Origin of the sequence: Pseudomonas sp. R43(2017), from assembly GCF_002112345.1 — a bacterium.
Lineage (GTDB): Bacteria > Pseudomonadota > Gammaproteobacteria > Pseudomonadales > Pseudomonadaceae > Aquipseudomonas > Aquipseudomonas kribbensis.
The window spans coordinates 195,258-211,271 of sequence record NZ_NEHJ01000004.1; the positions used below are offsets into that span (position 1 = coordinate 195,258).

12 protein-coding genes are annotated in these 16,014 nt (G+C 60.1%); 6 read left to right on the plus strand and 6 right to left on the minus strand.

The window, feature by feature from the left end:
• Positions 1-48: 48 nt before the first annotated feature.
• The gene (locus CAG02_RS12950; protein ID WP_085709406.1) at positions 49-1,269 is read right to left on the minus strand and encodes a hypothetical protein; all 1,221 of its coding nucleotides are present in this window, start codon (positions 1,267-1,269) and stop codon (positions 49-51) included.
• 249 nt (positions 1,270-1,518) lie between these two features.
• On the opposite strand from CAG02_RS12950, the gene CAG02_RS12955 reads away from it, so the two are divergent.
• Positions 1,519-2,667 (plus strand): pyridoxal phosphate-dependent aminotransferase, encoded by a 1,149-nt coding sequence (locus tag CAG02_RS12955; RefSeq protein WP_085709407.1) that lies wholly within the window; start codon positions 1,519-1,521, stop codon positions 2,665-2,667.
• The gene (locus tag CAG02_RS12960; protein WP_085709736.1) at positions 2,655-3,446 is read left to right on the plus strand and encodes an amidohydrolase; all 792 of its coding nucleotides are present in this window, start codon (positions 2,655-2,657) and stop codon (positions 3,444-3,446) included. The genes CAG02_RS12955 and CAG02_RS12960 overlap by 13 nt, the downstream gene beginning before the upstream one ends.
• A gap of 202 nt (positions 3,447-3,648) precedes the next feature.
• Here the strand turns inward: CAG02_RS12960 and leuA are convergent, their stop codons facing one another.
• The 4 genes from leuA to CAG02_RS12985 form a co-directional block, all read right to left on the minus strand.
• Entirely contained in the window at positions 3,649-5,328 is a 1,680-nt protein-coding gene (leuA, locus tag CAG02_RS12965) for a 2-isopropylmalate synthase (RefSeq protein WP_085709408.1), read from the minus strand.
• Between the two features lie 330 nt (positions 5,329-5,658).
• Positions 5,659-6,480: a peptidoglycan DD-metalloendopeptidase family protein gene (locus CAG02_RS12975; protein ID WP_085709409.1), complete on the minus strand. Its 822-nt coding sequence runs from the start codon at positions 6,478-6,480 to the stop codon at positions 5,659-5,661.
• 3 nt (positions 6,481-6,483) lie between these two features.
• Positions 6,484-7,863: an exodeoxyribonuclease VII large subunit gene (xseA, locus tag CAG02_RS12980; protein WP_085709410.1), complete on the minus strand. Its 1,380-nt coding sequence runs from the start codon at positions 7,861-7,863 to the stop codon at positions 6,484-6,486.
• A 10-nt stretch (positions 7,864-7,873) separates the two neighbouring features.
• On the minus strand, positions 7,874-8,761 hold the full coding sequence (locus CAG02_RS12985) for a LysR family transcriptional regulator (protein ID WP_085709411.1): 888 nt from the start codon (positions 8,759-8,761) through the stop codon (positions 7,874-7,876).
• A gap of 101 nt (positions 8,762-8,862) precedes the next feature.
• On the opposite strand from CAG02_RS12985, the gene CAG02_RS12990 reads away from it, so the two are divergent.
• The 4 genes from CAG02_RS12990 (at position 8,863) to guaA (ending at position 13,576) form a co-directional block, all read left to right on the plus strand.
• Complete coding sequence (locus tag CAG02_RS12990; RefSeq protein WP_085709412.1) at positions 8,863-9,630, plus strand: sulfite exporter TauE/SafE family protein; 768 nt, start codon at positions 8,863-8,865, stop codon at positions 9,628-9,630.
• A gap of 135 nt (positions 9,631-9,765) precedes the next feature.
• The gene (locus tag CAG02_RS12995; protein WP_011335799.1) at positions 9,766-10,314 is read left to right on the plus strand and encodes a hypothetical protein; all 549 of its coding nucleotides are present in this window, start codon (positions 9,766-9,768) and stop codon (positions 10,312-10,314) included.
• 115 nt (positions 10,315-10,429) lie between these two features.
• Positions 10,430-11,899: an IMP dehydrogenase gene (gene guaB / locus CAG02_RS13000; protein ID WP_085709413.1), complete on the plus strand. Its 1,470-nt coding sequence runs from the start codon at positions 10,430-10,432 to the stop codon at positions 11,897-11,899.
• A 99-nt stretch (positions 11,900-11,998) separates the two neighbouring features.
• Positions 11,999-13,576, plus strand: coding sequence for a glutamine-hydrolyzing GMP synthase (gene guaA / locus CAG02_RS13005; RefSeq protein WP_085709414.1), 1,578 nt, complete (start codon positions 11,999-12,001; stop codon positions 13,574-13,576).
• Between the two features lie 130 nt (positions 13,577-13,706).
• Here guaA and CAG02_RS13010 read toward each other — a convergent pair whose 3' ends face one another.
• On the minus strand, positions 13,707-15,779 hold the full coding sequence (locus CAG02_RS13010; RefSeq protein ID WP_085709415.1) for a TerD family protein: 2,073 nt from the start codon (positions 15,777-15,779) through the stop codon (positions 13,707-13,709).
• Between the last annotated feature and the right edge of the window lie 235 nt (positions 15,780-16,014).

Below are 16,014 nucleotides of genomic sequence, written 5' to 3' on the forward strand. Positions count from 1 at the left end.
TGCAATCGGGAAAGGGCGTCCATGACGCCCTTTTTTGTGGCTGTCAGATCAGTTCAGTAGTCGGGCCAGAAAGTGTGTTTGCGATCCGGTCAGATCTTTCGCTGATGCCAGTACTAAAATCCCCGACGAGTCGATCACGATATCCCGAGGTTCTGCGGGTTGTCCGTTGAAAAGAATGGGAGTCCAGCCCCCATCTCTGCCGAATGAAGGGTCGAGAATTCCACGCTCGTTGAAACGGGCAACCACCGTTCCGGGTCCGAAAGGAAATTGCTGCTCGCCGAGTGCAAGAATCTGGTTGTCGTGCCATGCGACCTTGATCCAGCGAGTACTCACTTCAGCAGGTGTAATGCTGGGGGAGTGCAGTGGATTTCCGTCCCGGTCCAGTTGCGCAATCAGGGCTTCACCTGAGCGGGTTGAGCCACAACACAAAATTCGGTCATCGCAAGGAAGCAAGTTATCAAAGTACAGTTCTGTACTTTGCAGTGCTCCGTTATTTGCAAAGCTCTTGTCTTCCATCCCGTCTGGCTGTAAGCGCATGACAACGCCTGTCTTTATGCCTCGAACATCCGTGGTATGACCACACACCAGTATTGCATCCCGCTGGTCTACTGCGATGGCGTTCAGCCTTGTTTCCTCGCCACCCCTGAGCGGGAGTTCGACAGAGCCTTTGCCGTCATTGAATTCGGTGGCTGGCGTGCCGTTGGCGCGGGTCATTACGATCAGCGCCATGGTCAGTTCAGGACCCGCAACGTGAGGATTTATCGTCACCCATGCGCCGCTGGATTGACGGCTGCCGTCAATGACCGTTCCGCTCGGTGCGCCGTATTCCGGTATCAGGGAAGTGCGGACAACGTGGGTTCCCTGGTCAGCAAAGTCCGTATCGAACGTTCCGTCGGGACGAACTTGTGCCAGACCGGGCAAGGGCGCATTGGTGCTATTGTTGAACTGACCGATCAGGAAAATATTCGAGTTTTCGAGGGGGTATGCCTTCAGTCCGATGGAAGAAAGACTGGCATCGGAGGTAAATCGAGCTTCCAGGACTCCATTCGTAGCGAAGGATTTTTCGCGTTCTCCCTGCGGATCAAGTTTGATCAATACGAAGTTCGTAAAGTTGCTTTCTAAACCTTGACTGCTGCCGGCAACGAACAATTCTCCATTGTCTGATCGGTTCAGACCAAAGGCCCGAAAAAAGTCTCCGTGTGGTTCCAATGGATGAATACCATCATTACCAAACCCGGGATCGAGTTCACCCGCCTTGAGTTTTCTCATGATTTTGACCTCTGATTGGAGTCCGGACAGTGAACGCCTCGATGGGTAGTTCGACAACTGTCAGAAGTAACAGGTAGCTCGTCATTATCCTGCTGTTGGCCGGAATCCGAGAGACGGCCGGATCGGTCTAATCAAAGGCGTGACGCGGCATTCTGTGTTGCGCCAATCCCTTTTTTTATGGGCGCCGGATGGGCTATCCTCGGGCTCTCCCGCGCCGTCGTCAGTGCCGGGGCAGAGCAGGGAACCCCGATGATCAACAGCAAGCTGCCGAATGTCGGCATCACTATTTTCACGCAGATGTCTCAGCTCGCGGCACAGACCGGAGCCATCAACCTGTCCCAGGGTTTTCCCGATTTCGACGGCCCGCAGTCGCTGCGTGATGCGGTCGGTCGGCACATCGCCAGCGGCCATAACCAGTATTCGCCCATGACCGGCCTGCCGGCCCTGCGCCAGCAGATTGCGGCGAAGATCGCCCGCAGCTATGGCGTGAATGTCGATGCCGATCACGAGGTGACCGTCACCCCCGGCGCGACCCAGGCGATCTTCTGTGCAATTCAGGCGGTTATCCACAGCGGCGATGAAGTCATCGTGTTCGACCCGGCCTATGACAGCTACGAGCCGTCGGTGGAGCTGGCCGGCGGGCGCTGCGTACATGTGCAGCTCGGTCTGGAGGATTTCTCCATCGACGTCGACAAGCTCGGTGCAGCGCTGAGCCCGCGCACGCGGATGATCATCCTCAACACCCCGCACAACCCCAGCGGCGCCCTGATCAGTCGCGCAGAGCTGGACCAGTTGGCAGCGTTGATCCGCGACCGCGACATCTATGTGATCAGCGACGAAGTCTACGAACACCTGGTGTACGACGGCGTTCCGCATGTGAGCGTGCTGGCCCATGAAGAGTTGTATCAGCGTGCATTCGTGGTCAGCTCGTTCGGCAAGACCTATCACGTCACGGGCTGGAAAACCGGCTACGTCGTGGCGCCGCCAGCGCTGACTGCCGAGCTGCGCAAGGTGCACCAGTACGTCAGCTTCTGTGGCGTGACGCCGCTGCAATATGCGCTGGCCGATTACATGGCCGAGCATCCAGAACACGTCGAAGAGCTGCCGGGTTTCTATCAGGCCAAGCGCGATCTGTTCTGTGATCTGCTGGCGCCGTCGCGATTCAGCTTCACCCGGGTCACCGGCACCTATTTCCAACTGGTCGATTATTCGCAGATCCGTCCCGACCTGAACGACGTCGAGATGGCGATGTGGATGACTCGCGAGCATGGTGTGGCGAGCATCCCGGTGTCGGTGTTCTACCAGAATCCACCTGAAGGCCAGCGCCTGGTGCGTCTGTGCTTCGCCAAACGCGAGGAGACGCTGCGGGAAGCGGCGGCAAAACTATGCGTGATCTGAGTGCTTTGCCCGATCTCAACCTGGCGCTGATCCAGACCAGCCTGGCCTGGCATGATCGTCAGGCCAACCTCGAGCATTTCGATGCGTTGCTGGAGCAGGCGCGCGGGGCGGATCTGATCATCCTGCCGGAAATGTTCACCACCGGATTCTCCATGGAGTCCGAAACTCTGGCGGAAGCCGAAAACGGCCCGACCAGCAAATGGATGAAGGCACAGGCGTCGAAGCTCAATGCGGTGATCACCGGCAGTGTGATCATTCAGGCGGCTGACGGCAGCCATCGCAATCGCCTGTTATGGGCGCGCCCTGACGGCGAAGTGTGGCATTACGACAAGCGCCATCTGTTCCGCATGGCCGGCGAGCACAATCACTACACGCCCGGCGAACGCCAGGTGCAGTTCGAACTCAAGGGCTGGCGCATCCGGCCGCTGATTTGCTACGACTTGCGTTTCCCGGTGTGGAGCCGCGATGCACAAGACACCGACCTGCTGCTGTACACCGCCAACTGGCCAGGGGCGCGGCGTTTGCACTGGAACCGTTTGCTGCCGGCGCGGGCGATTGAAAACCTGTGCTACGTGGCGGCCGTGAATCGCGTCGGCACCGACGGCAAGGGTTTTGCCTACACCGGCGACAGTCAGGTGCTGGACTTCCAGGGCGAGACCTTGCTGGCGGCGGGGGAGGCGGACGGGGTGTTCAAGGCCGTACTGGAAGCGGCACCGCTGGCGGCATACCGCGAGCGGTTCCCGGCGAATCTGGATGCGGACACCTTCGAGTTCACCTGAGTTTTTGCGTTGTTTGTGCGGGCCCCATCGCGGGCAAGCCCGCTCCCACAGTGACCGTTGTGTACTCAATGTCATGTACACCAGGAAACCCTGTGGGAGCGGGCTTGCCCGCGAAGAGGCCAGTTCAGGCAACATAAAGCCAGCAGGCATAAAAAAGGCCCCGGAGTTCGCACTCCGGGGCCTTTTGCATTTCAGCGGTGAGTTACGCCGCTTTCGCTTCCGGCTGGCTCAGTGAGCGGTTCAGCGCGCTGAACAGGGCCTTGAAGCTGGCGGTGGTGATGTTTTCATCGATACCCACGCCGTGCACTGCACGTTCGCCATTCACACGCAGCTCGATGTAAGCCGCTGCCTTGGCGTTGGTGCCCGCGCCGATGGCGTGTTCGTTGTAGTCCATGATCTCCACCGGAATCGGCAGGCCGGCCACCAGTGCTTCCAGCGCACCGTTGCCCTTGCCGCGCCAGTGCAGGTTGGTCTCGCCCTGGCCCTTGCTCGCCACTTCCACTTCGACGGCGCTGTGGCCGTTTTCTTCCTGCAGGCGATGGCTGACCAGCGCATACGGGGTGTTGGCTTGCAGGTACTCGGTGTGCAGCAGCGAGTGGATCTGCTGGGCGGTCATTTCCAGGCCCAGGCGATCGGTTTCACGCTGCACGACCTGGCTGAACTCGATCTGCATGCGGCGCGGCAGGCTGATGCCGTATTCCTGCTCCAGCAGGTAGGCGATGCCGCCCTTGCCCGACTGGCTGTTGACGCGGATCACCGCCTCGTAGCTGCGGCCGATGTCGGCCGGGTCGATCGGCAGGTACGGCACTTCCCACAGGGTGTCCGGTTTCTGCTGGGCGAAGCCCTTGCGGATCGCGTCCTGGTGGGAGCCGGAGAACGCGGTGTGCACCAGGTCGCCGACGTACGGGTGACGCGGGTGAACCTGAATCTGGTTGCACTCTTCGACGACCTTGCGCACGCCGTCGATGTCGGAGAAGTCCAGTTGTGGGTCGAGGCCCTGGGTGTACATGTTCAGTGCCACGGTCACGAGGTCGACGTTGCCGGTACGCTCGCCGTTGCCGAACAGGCAGCCTTCGACGCGGTCGGCGCCGGCCATCAGGCCCAGCTCGGTGGCGGCCACGCCGGTGCCACGGTCGTTGTGGGTGTGCAGGCTGATGATCACGCTGTCACGACGGTTGATGTTGCGGTGGAACCACTCGATCTGGTCGGCGTAGACGTTCGGGGTCGCGCATTCAACGGTGGCCGGCAGGTTGAGGATGATCTTGTGCTCGGGCGTCGGGTTCCAGACCTCGATCACCGCGTCGCAGACTTCCTTGGCGAATTCCAGCTCGGTGGCGCTGAAGGTTTCCGGCGAGTACTCGAAGGTCCACTCGGTGTCCGGCTGCATGGCGGCGTATTTGACGAACAGCTTGGCGGCGTTTACGGCGATGGCCTTGATGCCGTCCTTGTCCTGATTGAACACGATACGACGGAAAGAAGGGGAGGTCGCGTTGTAGAGGTGAACGATCGCCTTCTTCGCCCCGCGCAGGGATTCGAAGGTGCGCTCGATCAGGTCTTCACGGCCCTGGGTCAGCACCTGGATGGTGGTGTCGTCCGGGATGTGGCCGTCTTCGATCAGGGTACGCACGAAGTCGAAGTCGGTTTGCGAAGCGGCCGGGAACGACGCCTCGATTTCCTTCACGCCCACCTGCACCAGGGTTTTCCAGAAGCGCAGCTTTTTCACCGCGTCCATCGGCTCGATCAACGACTGGTTGCCGTCACGCAGGTCGGAGCTGCACCAGATCGGCGCGGCATCGATGGTTTTCGACGGCCAGGTGCGATCCGGCAGGTTGATCACAGGAAACGCGCGGTATTTCGAAGACGGGTCTTTGAGCATGCTCATCGGGAAATTCCTTATTGTCTGGGCCGAAAAGAGGCGGCCTGCCGGTGGAACGAATGTTCGGAGAAGCTTGGGACGAGGCGCAGCGATTCAGCCCGGCAGTCGTGCGCTGACAAGGCACAGACTGCGGTGCTGGCGAAGCTGAATAAGGGTGTGAGAGGTTTTCATGCCTTCAACCCTAACCGCGGGGGATGAGGATGGCAAGCAGTCGAAAAAAATTGAGAGGAATACCCGGAAAGAGGTTTTTTCCGAGATTTTATTCTTGATATGGCGGTAATTGTTGGCGGGGATTGCGCGGACCATTCGTCGCGCGCAATCCCCGCTGGGGGCGAATCAAGGTTGAAATGCGCCGATAAAGATTGCCGGATCGACCCGCGCGTCGTTCAGGCTGACGTTCCAGTGCATGTGCGGCCCGGTCGCCCGACCTGTGGCACCCACCTTGCCAACCACTGCGCCGCGAGCCAGTTGCTGGCCGTTTTGCACATCGATCTTCGACATGTGGCAGAACATGCTGATGAAGCCCTGGCCGTGGTCGACGAACACGGTGTTGCCATTGAAGAAATAGTTGCCGATCAGGATCACCTTGCCCGCTGCCGGGGTCTTGATCGGTGTGCCGGCCGGCACCGCGAAGTCGAGGCCGGCGTGTGGATTGCGTTCTTCACCGTTGAAGAAACGGCGCACGCCGAACTTGCTCGACAGCGGCCCGTTGACCGGTTTGTCCAGCAACAGGTTGCTCGGTGTGTTCGGGCTGAAGCTGCGATAGGCCTTGATCTGCTCGGGCAGTTCACCCTCGATGCGCTTGAGGTTCGCCGGGTTCGGGTTGACCTGTTGCGTGTTCTTCAGCGTGATGTGCTGTTCCGGGTATTTCTTGTTGCCGACGGTGAAGTTGAGGTTACGGCCGCCGCTACTGATTTGCTGGGTGCCGGGTTTGACGGTCAACGGAACGCCGACAATCGCCAGCCAGTTGTTCTGTTCCTTGACCACCAACACCGGTTTGCCTTGGTACGTGGCCTTCGGCGCTTGTGCGGCGGCGCCCAGATCGACGACGGCTACGCCGCCCGGCACCGGTTTGTTCAGCAGCCGGGTGATGTAACTGTCGGCGTGGGCGTTGAAGGTCAGACACAGCAACAACAGCGGAGCAAGAAAACGCGGCATGGATCAGTCCAGTAGAGAGAGTGTGACAGGCGTCAGGTGGTTGTCCTCGACGCGCACTTGCAGTTCGCCTTCGCCCAGTCTGGCCTTCAGACGTTGGCCGGTGTGGGTTTGCGCCGCGTCGCGGATCGCGTTGCCACGTTCATCCAGCAGGATGCTGTAGCCACGGCCGAGGGTCGCCAGCGGGCTCACCACGTGCAGGGTCTGCATCTGGCTTTGCAGCTGCAGGCGCCGGCGTTTCAGGCCTTCGTTCATGGCGCGTGGCAGTCGTTCGGCGAGGCTGTCGAGACGCTGGCGCAGCAGCGCCAGTTGTCGTCCGGGATGTTGCCCGGCCAGACGGGTTTCCAGACGAATCAGGCGTTCGCGGCGGGTATTGAGCTGGCGCTCGAACGCCCGGCGCAGGCGCATGTCCAGATCATCCAGACGCTGTGCCTGCTGGCGCAGTCGTTCGCCGGGATGGCGCAAGCGGCGGGCCATTCCTTCCAGTCGCAGACGATCACGCATCAAGCGGTCGCGCATGCGCATCACCAGTCGGCGATGCAGGCTTTCGACCTGACGGATCAGGTGGCTGGAGTCCGGGGCGAGCAATTCGGCCGCCGCAGATGGTGTCGGTGCACGAACGTCGGCCACAAAGTCGCTGATCGACACGTCGGTTTCATGGCCGACGGCGCTGACGATCGGTGTCACACACGCATCTACCGCCCGGGCCACGGCTTCTTCGTTGAAGCACCAAAGGTCTTCCAGCGAACCGCCGCCACGGGCCAGGATCAGCGCGTCGAAGCCCCGGGCATCCGCCAGTTTCAAGGCGCGGACGATCTGCGCGGTGGCTTCGCGGCCCTGAACGGCAGTCGGGATCAGGGTCAGCCTGACCTGCGGTGCCCGGCGCCGGAACACGCTGATGATGTCGCGGATCACCGCGCCGGTCGGCGAACTGATGATGCCGATGTGCTGCGGATGGGCCGGCAGCGGTACTTTGCGCTCGGCACTGAACAAACCTTCAGCGCTGAGCTTTTCCTTCAAGGCATCGAAAGCAAGACGCAGGGCACCGTCGCCGGCAGGCTCCACGGTGTCGAGGATCAACTGATAGTCGCCACGCCCTTCGAACAGCGAGACCTTGCCACGCACCTTGACCGCCAGACCATCCTTCAGTGCCTGACGCACCCGCGCAGCATTCTGCCGGAACAGCGCACAACGCACCTGCGCGCCGCTGTCCTTGAGGGTGAAATACACGTGGCCGGACGCCGGGCGGGCGAGGTTGGAGATTTCGCCTTCGACCCAGATGTTGCTGAACACGTCTTCGAGCAACACCCGCGCGCGGCCGTTGAGCTGGCTGACGGTCAGGACTTCGCGGTCGAGGCCGAGTCTTGCAAAGGGATCTTTAATCATGGGGCGCAGTTTAAAGGCTTTCGCCGGTGAATGTCTGGAGGAAGTGTTGCACCAGAGGTGTGGGATTTTGCCGAAAGGCGAGGGCGACAGTGCTCTGGCAATCGCCGGTCAGTGGCACAAATCTCACACCAGCGGGCGCGATGTCCTGCATCGACTCCGGCAGCAGGGCGATGCCGAAACCTGCCTGGATCAATTGCAGTTGCGTGGTCTTGCGCGACATCACCCGCGCTGCCTGAGGGAAAAAGCCGTGACGCATACACAGGTCGGCGCACAAGTAACTCAGCCCGCCGCGTTGCGGATGGGGGATGGAAATGAACGCTTCGTCCTTCAATTGCGCCAGATCGACTGCCTCCGCAAAGGCCAGTCGATGTTCCGCCGGCACGGCAAGCAGCAAGCGCTCGGTGTAGAGCGGCACGATCTGAACACATTCGCGCTGGCGCAAAACCGGCAGGCGCAGAAGACCGATGTCGAGCCGCCCCTCGGCCAGTTCTTCGAGCTGGGCCTCCGAAGATAACGTGCCGATGTCCAGCGAAACCCCGGGTTGCTGCTCCAGGTAAGCGCTCATGTCGCGCAACAGTTGGCCGCTGATCGGCACGGTGCTGGAGTGACACAGACGCAAGGTGCCGCGCTGGCCCTGGCCGATTTCCGTGGCGAGGGTGCTGGCCTTGTTCAATTCATTGAGCAGGTTTCTCGCCCGGGGCAGGAATGCTTCGCCAGCGGCAGTGAGCCGGGGCTGACGTGCGGTGCGTTCGAACAGCGGCGTTTGCAGGCGGTTTTCCATGTCCTTGATCTGCCGGCTCAGTGCCGACTGGGCAATGAACAGGCGTTCGGCCGCGGCGCTGAAACTGCCGCACTCGGCGATTTCCACGAAGTAGCGCAATTGACGGGTTGAAAGCACGAGGCATGCCTTTTCGAGATGGCTTGGCGGTTTCGATGATATTAGTCGCAACCCTCGGCGCTGGCTAAAGTCATCGCAGGCTTATTAAAGGAAGCGAGCGGATGAATGTGGCGGGGTTGTTGAGCGAATGGTCGTGGGGCTTCGGGGGCTGGGCAGTCATAGGAGTGGGTGTTGCGCTGGCCTACATCGTGTTCGGCATTGCCGGTTTTGGCACGGCGCTGGTGGCGGGGCCGATCCTGATCCTGTTCATGCCGCTGTCGAAAATCGTGCCGTTGCTGGTGCTGCTGGATTTCGTCGCGGCATTCGGCAATCTGCTGCCATCGCGCAGAGATGTAGCGAAGCCGGAGTTGCTGCGGCTGCTGCCGTGCATGGCAGTCGGGTGCACGCTGGGGGTGATTTTTCTGCTCAACCTCAAGTCCGATCTGCTGTTGTTGCTGATGGGACTGTTCATCAGTGCCTATGCGGTTTACAGCTTGTGGATCAAGGCCCGGCCGGCGCAGTTGTCCGCCGGGTGGGCGTTGCCGATGGGCACGGTGGGCGGGCTGTTCGGCGCGTTGTTCGGCAGTGGCGGCTTTCTTTATGCGATTTACCTCAACAGCCGCCTGCCCAAGGACGCGGCACGGGCCACGCAAAGTGCGCTCATCAGTTGCAGCACAGTGGTGCGTTTGAGCCTGTTCGCCATCGCAGGGGTGTATGCCGAGCTACCCTTGTTGATGCTTGCGCTGTGCCTGTTGCCGGCGATGGCGCTGGGCTTGTGGGTCGGACGGCGGCTGACCATGCGCCTGTCCCGCGAGGCCTTCGTGCGGCTGGTGACCTGGCTGGTGCTGGCGAGCGGGATTGCGCTGATCGGCCGCTATTTAAGCACTTGACCGGATTTTGTCAGGGATTAAGCTGCCGGCCTTTAGGGCCTCTTCGCGAGCAAGCTCGCTCCCACAGGGTTATGCATCCAGGGTGGGAGCGAGCTTGCTCGCGAAAGCGTCAGAAGCCACACCGCAGGACTTTCCATGAACTCCCAAAGCATCATCGTCCCGAAAATCTCCAACCTGCCGGTGCACGAGCCCCGCGCCCGGGCGATCCTGCGCTGGCTGGTGCGCAAGAATATCGTCAAGGAAGAACTGAGCACCTGCGGACGCACCGGCAACCGCATGGCCTATGCCATCGCCGATGGCGCCCGCGCGGTGGTGCTGCACCCCGAGGCGCTGCCGTTCGGTGAGCCGATCAATGGTCTGGAAGTCATCACCAAACGCTGTATCTACACCCCGGCCAAGGGCTTTCTCGAAGAGGCTGGTTGCGCCGAGTGTCGCCAGGAAATCGGCGAAGCGCTGTTCGAAAGCCTGGAAGACTGGATGCCGGGTCGCACCGACAACTTCACCTGCCCCGAATGCGGGCATGAAGACGACATCAACGGTTTTCTGTATTTACAGGAGTGCGGGTTTTCCAACCTCGGTTTCATCTTCAACAACTGGCTGGAGGCGGGGTTCAAGCAGAGTTTCATCGACGAATTCGCCGACTGGCTGGATCAGCCGGTGAGCTGGGTCAAGGTCGAGTTGTAGGGGTGGCTTTTCCCGTACATCAGCAACATTGATATAAGACAAGTTTTACATTGAACCCGAAGGGGTGTCTGACTATAATGGCGCGCTTCCATTTTCCCGCTCGGGAGCCCCCGCGATGCTGCGTATCAGCCAAGAAGCTCTGACCTTCGACGACATTCTTTTAGTGCCTGGTTATTCCGAGGTGCTTCCTAACGAAGTCAGTCTCAAGACCCGCCTCACCCGTGGCATCGAACTGAATATTCCTCTGGTTTCTGCCGCCATGGACACCGTCACCGAAGCCCGTCTGGCAATCGCCATGGCTCAGGAAGGTGGCATCGGCATTATCCACAAGAACATGACCATCGAGCAGCAAGCTGCCGAAGTCCGCAAGGTCAAGAAGTTCGAAGCCGGTGTGGTCAAGGATCCAATCACCATCGAGGCTGACGCCACGGTACGTGATCTGTTCGAACTGACCCGCATGCACAACATTTCCGGCGTTCCGGTGCTGCACGATGGCGACCTGGTCGGCATCGTCACTTCCCGCGACGTGCGTTTCGAAACCCGTTTGGAAGCCACCGTTCGTGAAGTGATGACGCCGAAAGAGCGTCTGGTCACCGTTCGCGAAGGCGCCAACAAGAACGAAGTCCGCGAGTTGCTGCACAAGCACCGCCTGGAAAAAGTCCTGATCGTCGACGACAAGTTTGCCCTCAAAGGCATGATGACCGTCAAAGACATCGAAAAAGCCAAGGCCTACCCGCTGGCCAGCAAGGACGACCAAGGTCGTCTGCGCGTTGGCGCTGCAGTCGGTACCGGTAAAGACACCGGCGACCGCGTTGCCGCGCTGGTCAATGCCGGTGTGGACGTGGTGGTGGTCGACACCGCTCACGGTCACTCCAAAGGCGTGATCGACCGCGTTCGCTGGGTCAAGGAGAACTTCCCTGAAGTGCAGGTGATCGGCGGCAACATCGCCACCGGCGCAGCCGCCAAGGCCCTGGCCGAAGCCGGCGCCGATGCGGTCAAGGTCGGTATCGGCCCTGGCTCGATCTGCACCACCCGTATCGTCGCCGGTGTCGGCGTTCCGCAAATCAGTGCCATCGCCAACGTTGCCGCTGCCCTCGAAGGCACCGGCGTTCCGTTGATCGCCGACGGCGGCATCCGTTTCTCCGGTGACCTGTCCAAGGCCATCGTGGCCGGTGCGTCCTGCGTGATGATGGGCTCGATGTTCGCCGGTACCGAAGAAGCGCCGGGCGAGATCGAACTGTTCCAGGGCCGTTCCTACAAGGCCTATCGCGGCATGGGTTCGCTGGGCGCCATGTCCCAGGCTCAAGGTTCTTCCGACCGTTACTTCCAGGACTCCTCGGCAGGCGCCGAGAAACTGGTTCCGGAAGGCATCGAAGGCCGTGTTCCTTACAAGGGCACCCTGAGCGCGATCATTCACCAGTTGATGGGCGGTCTGCGTTCCTCGATGGGTTACACCGGCAGCGCCAACATCGAAGAGATGCGCACCAAGCCTGAGTTCGTGCGGATCACCGGTGCCGGCATGGCCGAATCCCACGTCCACGACGTGCAGATCACCAAGGAAGCGCCAAACTACCGCGTAGGTTGAGGCTTCAAGCAAAACGTTAAATGACCGGGGCTGTTTTATTCAGCCCCGAGTCGTTTCTGAATCAAGACTGTTTCTGAATTACTTAGACGAGACTGAATCATGGCCCTCGACATTCACGCTCACCGCATCCTGATCCTCGACTTCGGTTCGCAATACACCCAACTGATCGCCCGCCGCGTGCGCGAGATCGGTGTGTACTGCGAACTGCACCCGTTCGACATGGACGAGGATGCGATCCGCGAATTCGCTCCAAAAGGCGTGATCCTCGCCGGCGGTCCCGAGTCCGTGCACGAAGCCAACAGCCCGCGCTGCCCGCAAGCGGTGTTCGACCTGGGCGTACCGGTCTTCGGCATCTGCTACGGCATGCAGACCATGGCCGAGCAACTGGGCGGCAAGGTTGAAGGTTCCGAGCTGCGTGAGTTCGGTTATGCCCGCGTTGATGTGGTCGGCAAGAGCCGTCTGCTTGACGGCATCGAAGACCACATCGACGCCGACGGCCTGTTCGGCCTCGACGTATGGATGAGCCACGGTGACAAGGTCACCAAGATGCCAAGCGATTTCCACATCCTGGCCAGCACCCCGAGCTGCCCGATCGCCGGCATGTTCAACGACGAGCGCGCTTACTACGGCGTGCAGTTCCACCCGGAAGTGACCCACACCAAACAGGGCGGTCGCATCCTGTCGCGTTTCGTTCTCGACATCTGCGGCTGCGAAGCCCTGTGGACCCCGTCGAAGATTGCCGAAGACGCGATCGCCAACATCCGCGCGCAGGTCGGTACCGACAACGTGCTGCTGGGTCTGTCCGGCGGTGTGGACTCTTCGGTAGTTGCGGCACTGCTGCACAAGGCCATCGGCGACCAACTGACCTGCGTCTTCGTCGACAACGGCCTGCTGCGTCTGCACGAGGGCGAGCAAGTGATGGCCATGTTCGCCGAGAACATGGGCGTCAAGGTGATCCGCGCCAACGCTGAAGACCAGTTCCTGAACAACCTGGCCGGCGAAGCCGACCCGGAGAAGAAGCGCAAGATCATCGGCCGTACCTTCATCGACGTGTTCGATGCCGAATCCTGCAAGCTGGATAACATCAAGTACCTCGCTCAGGGCACCATCTACCCGGACGTGATCGAGTCGGCTGGCGCGAAAAGCGGCAAGGCGCACGTGATCAAGTCGCACCACAACGTGGGCGGCCTGCCGGACGAAATGAACCTGAAACTGGTCGAGCCACTGCGCGAACTGTTCAAGGACGAAGTCCGTCGTCTGGGCCTGGAACTGGGCCTGCCGTACGACATGGTCTACCGTCACCCGTTCCCGGGCCCGGGCCTGGGCGTGCGGATCCTCGGTGAAGTGAAGAAGGAATACGCCGACCTGCTGCGTCGCGCCGATCACATCTTCATCGAAGAACTGCGCAAGGCCGACTGGTACCACAAGGTCAGCCAGGCGTTCGTCGTGTTCCAGCCGGTGAAATCGGTGGGTGTGGTAGGCGATGGCCGTCGTTACGCCTGGGTCGTGGCCCTGCGTGCCGTGGAAACCATCGACTTCATGACCGCGCGTTGGGCACACCTGCCTTACGAACTGCTGGAAACCGTTTCCGGCCGCATCATCAATGAAATCGAAGGCATCTCCCGCGTCACTTACGACGTGTCGAGCAAGCCGCCGGCGACCATTGAGTGGGAGTGATCCTGCGCCGCGCTGTCTAGAGTTCGAGGTTGAATTCGCAGAGGCGCAAAAGGGGTTATAGAAAATGCCAGTCAGTTAATCTGACTGGCATTTTTTTTTGGGCGGGAAGTGGCGAGGCGGGCGCAGGTATTTAAAGGAACTTTGACCGAATCAAATCCGTATCGAACGGCGTTATCCCTTGATCAGGTGCAAACACCGCTTGTGCCTGCTGCGGCGAAACCACTCGTTCGCCTCGTGCTCGTACATGCAAATCGAACAATGTCTCCAGATCAGGCCGTGGTGTATGCACCAAAGCCCGCAGCATCAACGATATTCCGCTGAGGTTGTTCCCGACATTGTTCCACCGGGGAGCTGAGGTCAGTCCAAGGTCGGCCCAGATCACGCGTCGCTCCTGCAAGTCCATCACGAATGGCAGGCAGATTTGTGTATCGGATGCGATATCGATACGATCGAACACGGTTCGCGGTTCGAATATTTCTCCCGATGCCGTATCGGTGCGGGCCATCCAGCCAGCGAAGCATTCTGGAAGATCGCAGTACGGCTGCTGGGTGTACGAGTTGATGGACGTGACGACATAACGGATACCTTTCTCGACGAGGACTTCAAGGTCGAGGTCAATGAATTCCGAAGCCCCTTCGGGTGCGTCGACGATGTCGCCGCTGTGGCAGCCGCCGTAATCTCTCAGGTTGTAGTACGCAACCGTTTCTCTGAACACGAAGTTGGCATCGAAAAATGCGGCGGACAAATCGATGTCCGTGCGTGAACGACCGTTTTTCCACCACAGGAACAGACGAATGAAACGTGTGTCAGGCATCGGCAATCGGCTGCCCCGCACCAGTGTCCGTAGCGATTTCGAAGAAGCGCGTTGTGCCAGCGGTACCCTGTATTCGCTTAATTCCGGATCGATGTAACAGCGACCCAATGGCGGTAGTGTCGCAAAACGCGATACCAGAGCGTCTTCGCAGATTCGGGCTGCACGGCCCAACACCTCCGGTGCGAGAGGCTCTCGATCATCCTTGATGCCATACACTTTGGCGAATGAACCTTTCGGTGTGAACGCACGAAGAGGCAGGGGGCGCGGTGCACGTGACTGGGCCAGCAACTGCAGCAGGACAGGCGAGGACACTTGTGCCGCAACAGCCTCGAACGCATCGAGAACCGACTCTGGTTCCGTCGCGCGCCGCAGGGTCGCGTCGAGCCGTCGGGCGAACTCACCGGGACGACTCTCCAGCACGGACACAAGCTCGGCAATATCACGCCGAGCGAACAATGTTTCGACACGTGAACCAAATGAGTGAGGTGCTTCGTTGCGACGCGCTGCGGTGATGGCGGCCAGCGCTCTTGGGTACTTATCGGCGTAATCGCCCGGATGAAGTACTTCAGCCAGGCGTTTCCATCGCTCGGCCTGCCGCATGACGTCTTCAGTAGCGTTGGGTATTTGATCGAGCAGACTCAACAGCCGACAGCGCATCGAGCGCTTCATCGCTTTGAAACGTGTCGTAGCGGTCGCCAGTGACACGTCACCTCCATTCAGCGCTATCGCCAGTCGTAGCACGTCAGTCGCCGTTTCGACGTTTTGCTCCAGATATGCATCCACCCGAGCATCGCCAACTACATGCAGGATCAGTGCGCCGCCAACCTGTGCCCGAATCTCCCGGAACGGGACGACCTCAGGCAGCAGACGGAACACATCACTTTTGTACTCGCGGATAAACCAGATGACATCAGTCGCTTCCTCTTCGGAGAGCGAGGTGCGTGATGAAACCAGTGGCTCGAGCAGTGACTCGAATTCAGGGATGCTTCCCGGTTCGATAACCCAGGAAATGAAGTTACCTTCAAGCAGTGGAGGTCGAGATTCTTCAGTCGCGGGTAAACGTCGCAGCGTGTGGTAATGCATGACGGCGTTGAGGTACAGCTCGGCCTCCGATGCCGTCAGAACCTGCTCTGGAAAGTCAGGATAAAACGGTCGGTGGTGCACGTGAGCGCCACTCCTGCGCCGAAGAACTCCAACGATGTCACGCAACCAGTACTTGAGTTCGGTCGCCGACAACAGGCCGATTTGTTCAATCAGAGGCTCTGACAGTACGCACCGGAACGCTGCGATTTCCCGGACAGCCGACGCGACTTGAGCGCGCGTGGCGCCGCCAGTGCCCATCGGGACGTAAACTTTGCTACGGCGACGCAGGAACAGCTCCTGATTCATGCTTGATTTTCTCCTTTGGTCGCCGTCGTGAGCGAGCTGCAGCATCGTGTCTGCAGCGGATATGAAAACGCCTGCTAAGAGCAGGCGCGGTGTGGAGAGCGGAACCCCTAGTTCATAGGGTTTAGAAGGAAGGTGTTCCATAGCCACGCCGGCATTCTACGGAAAGTTCTCCCCGGTTGTCAGGTTGCTTCGCATTCCAACGGTAACAAGCTGCTTCACCGAAAAAAGCAAGGGT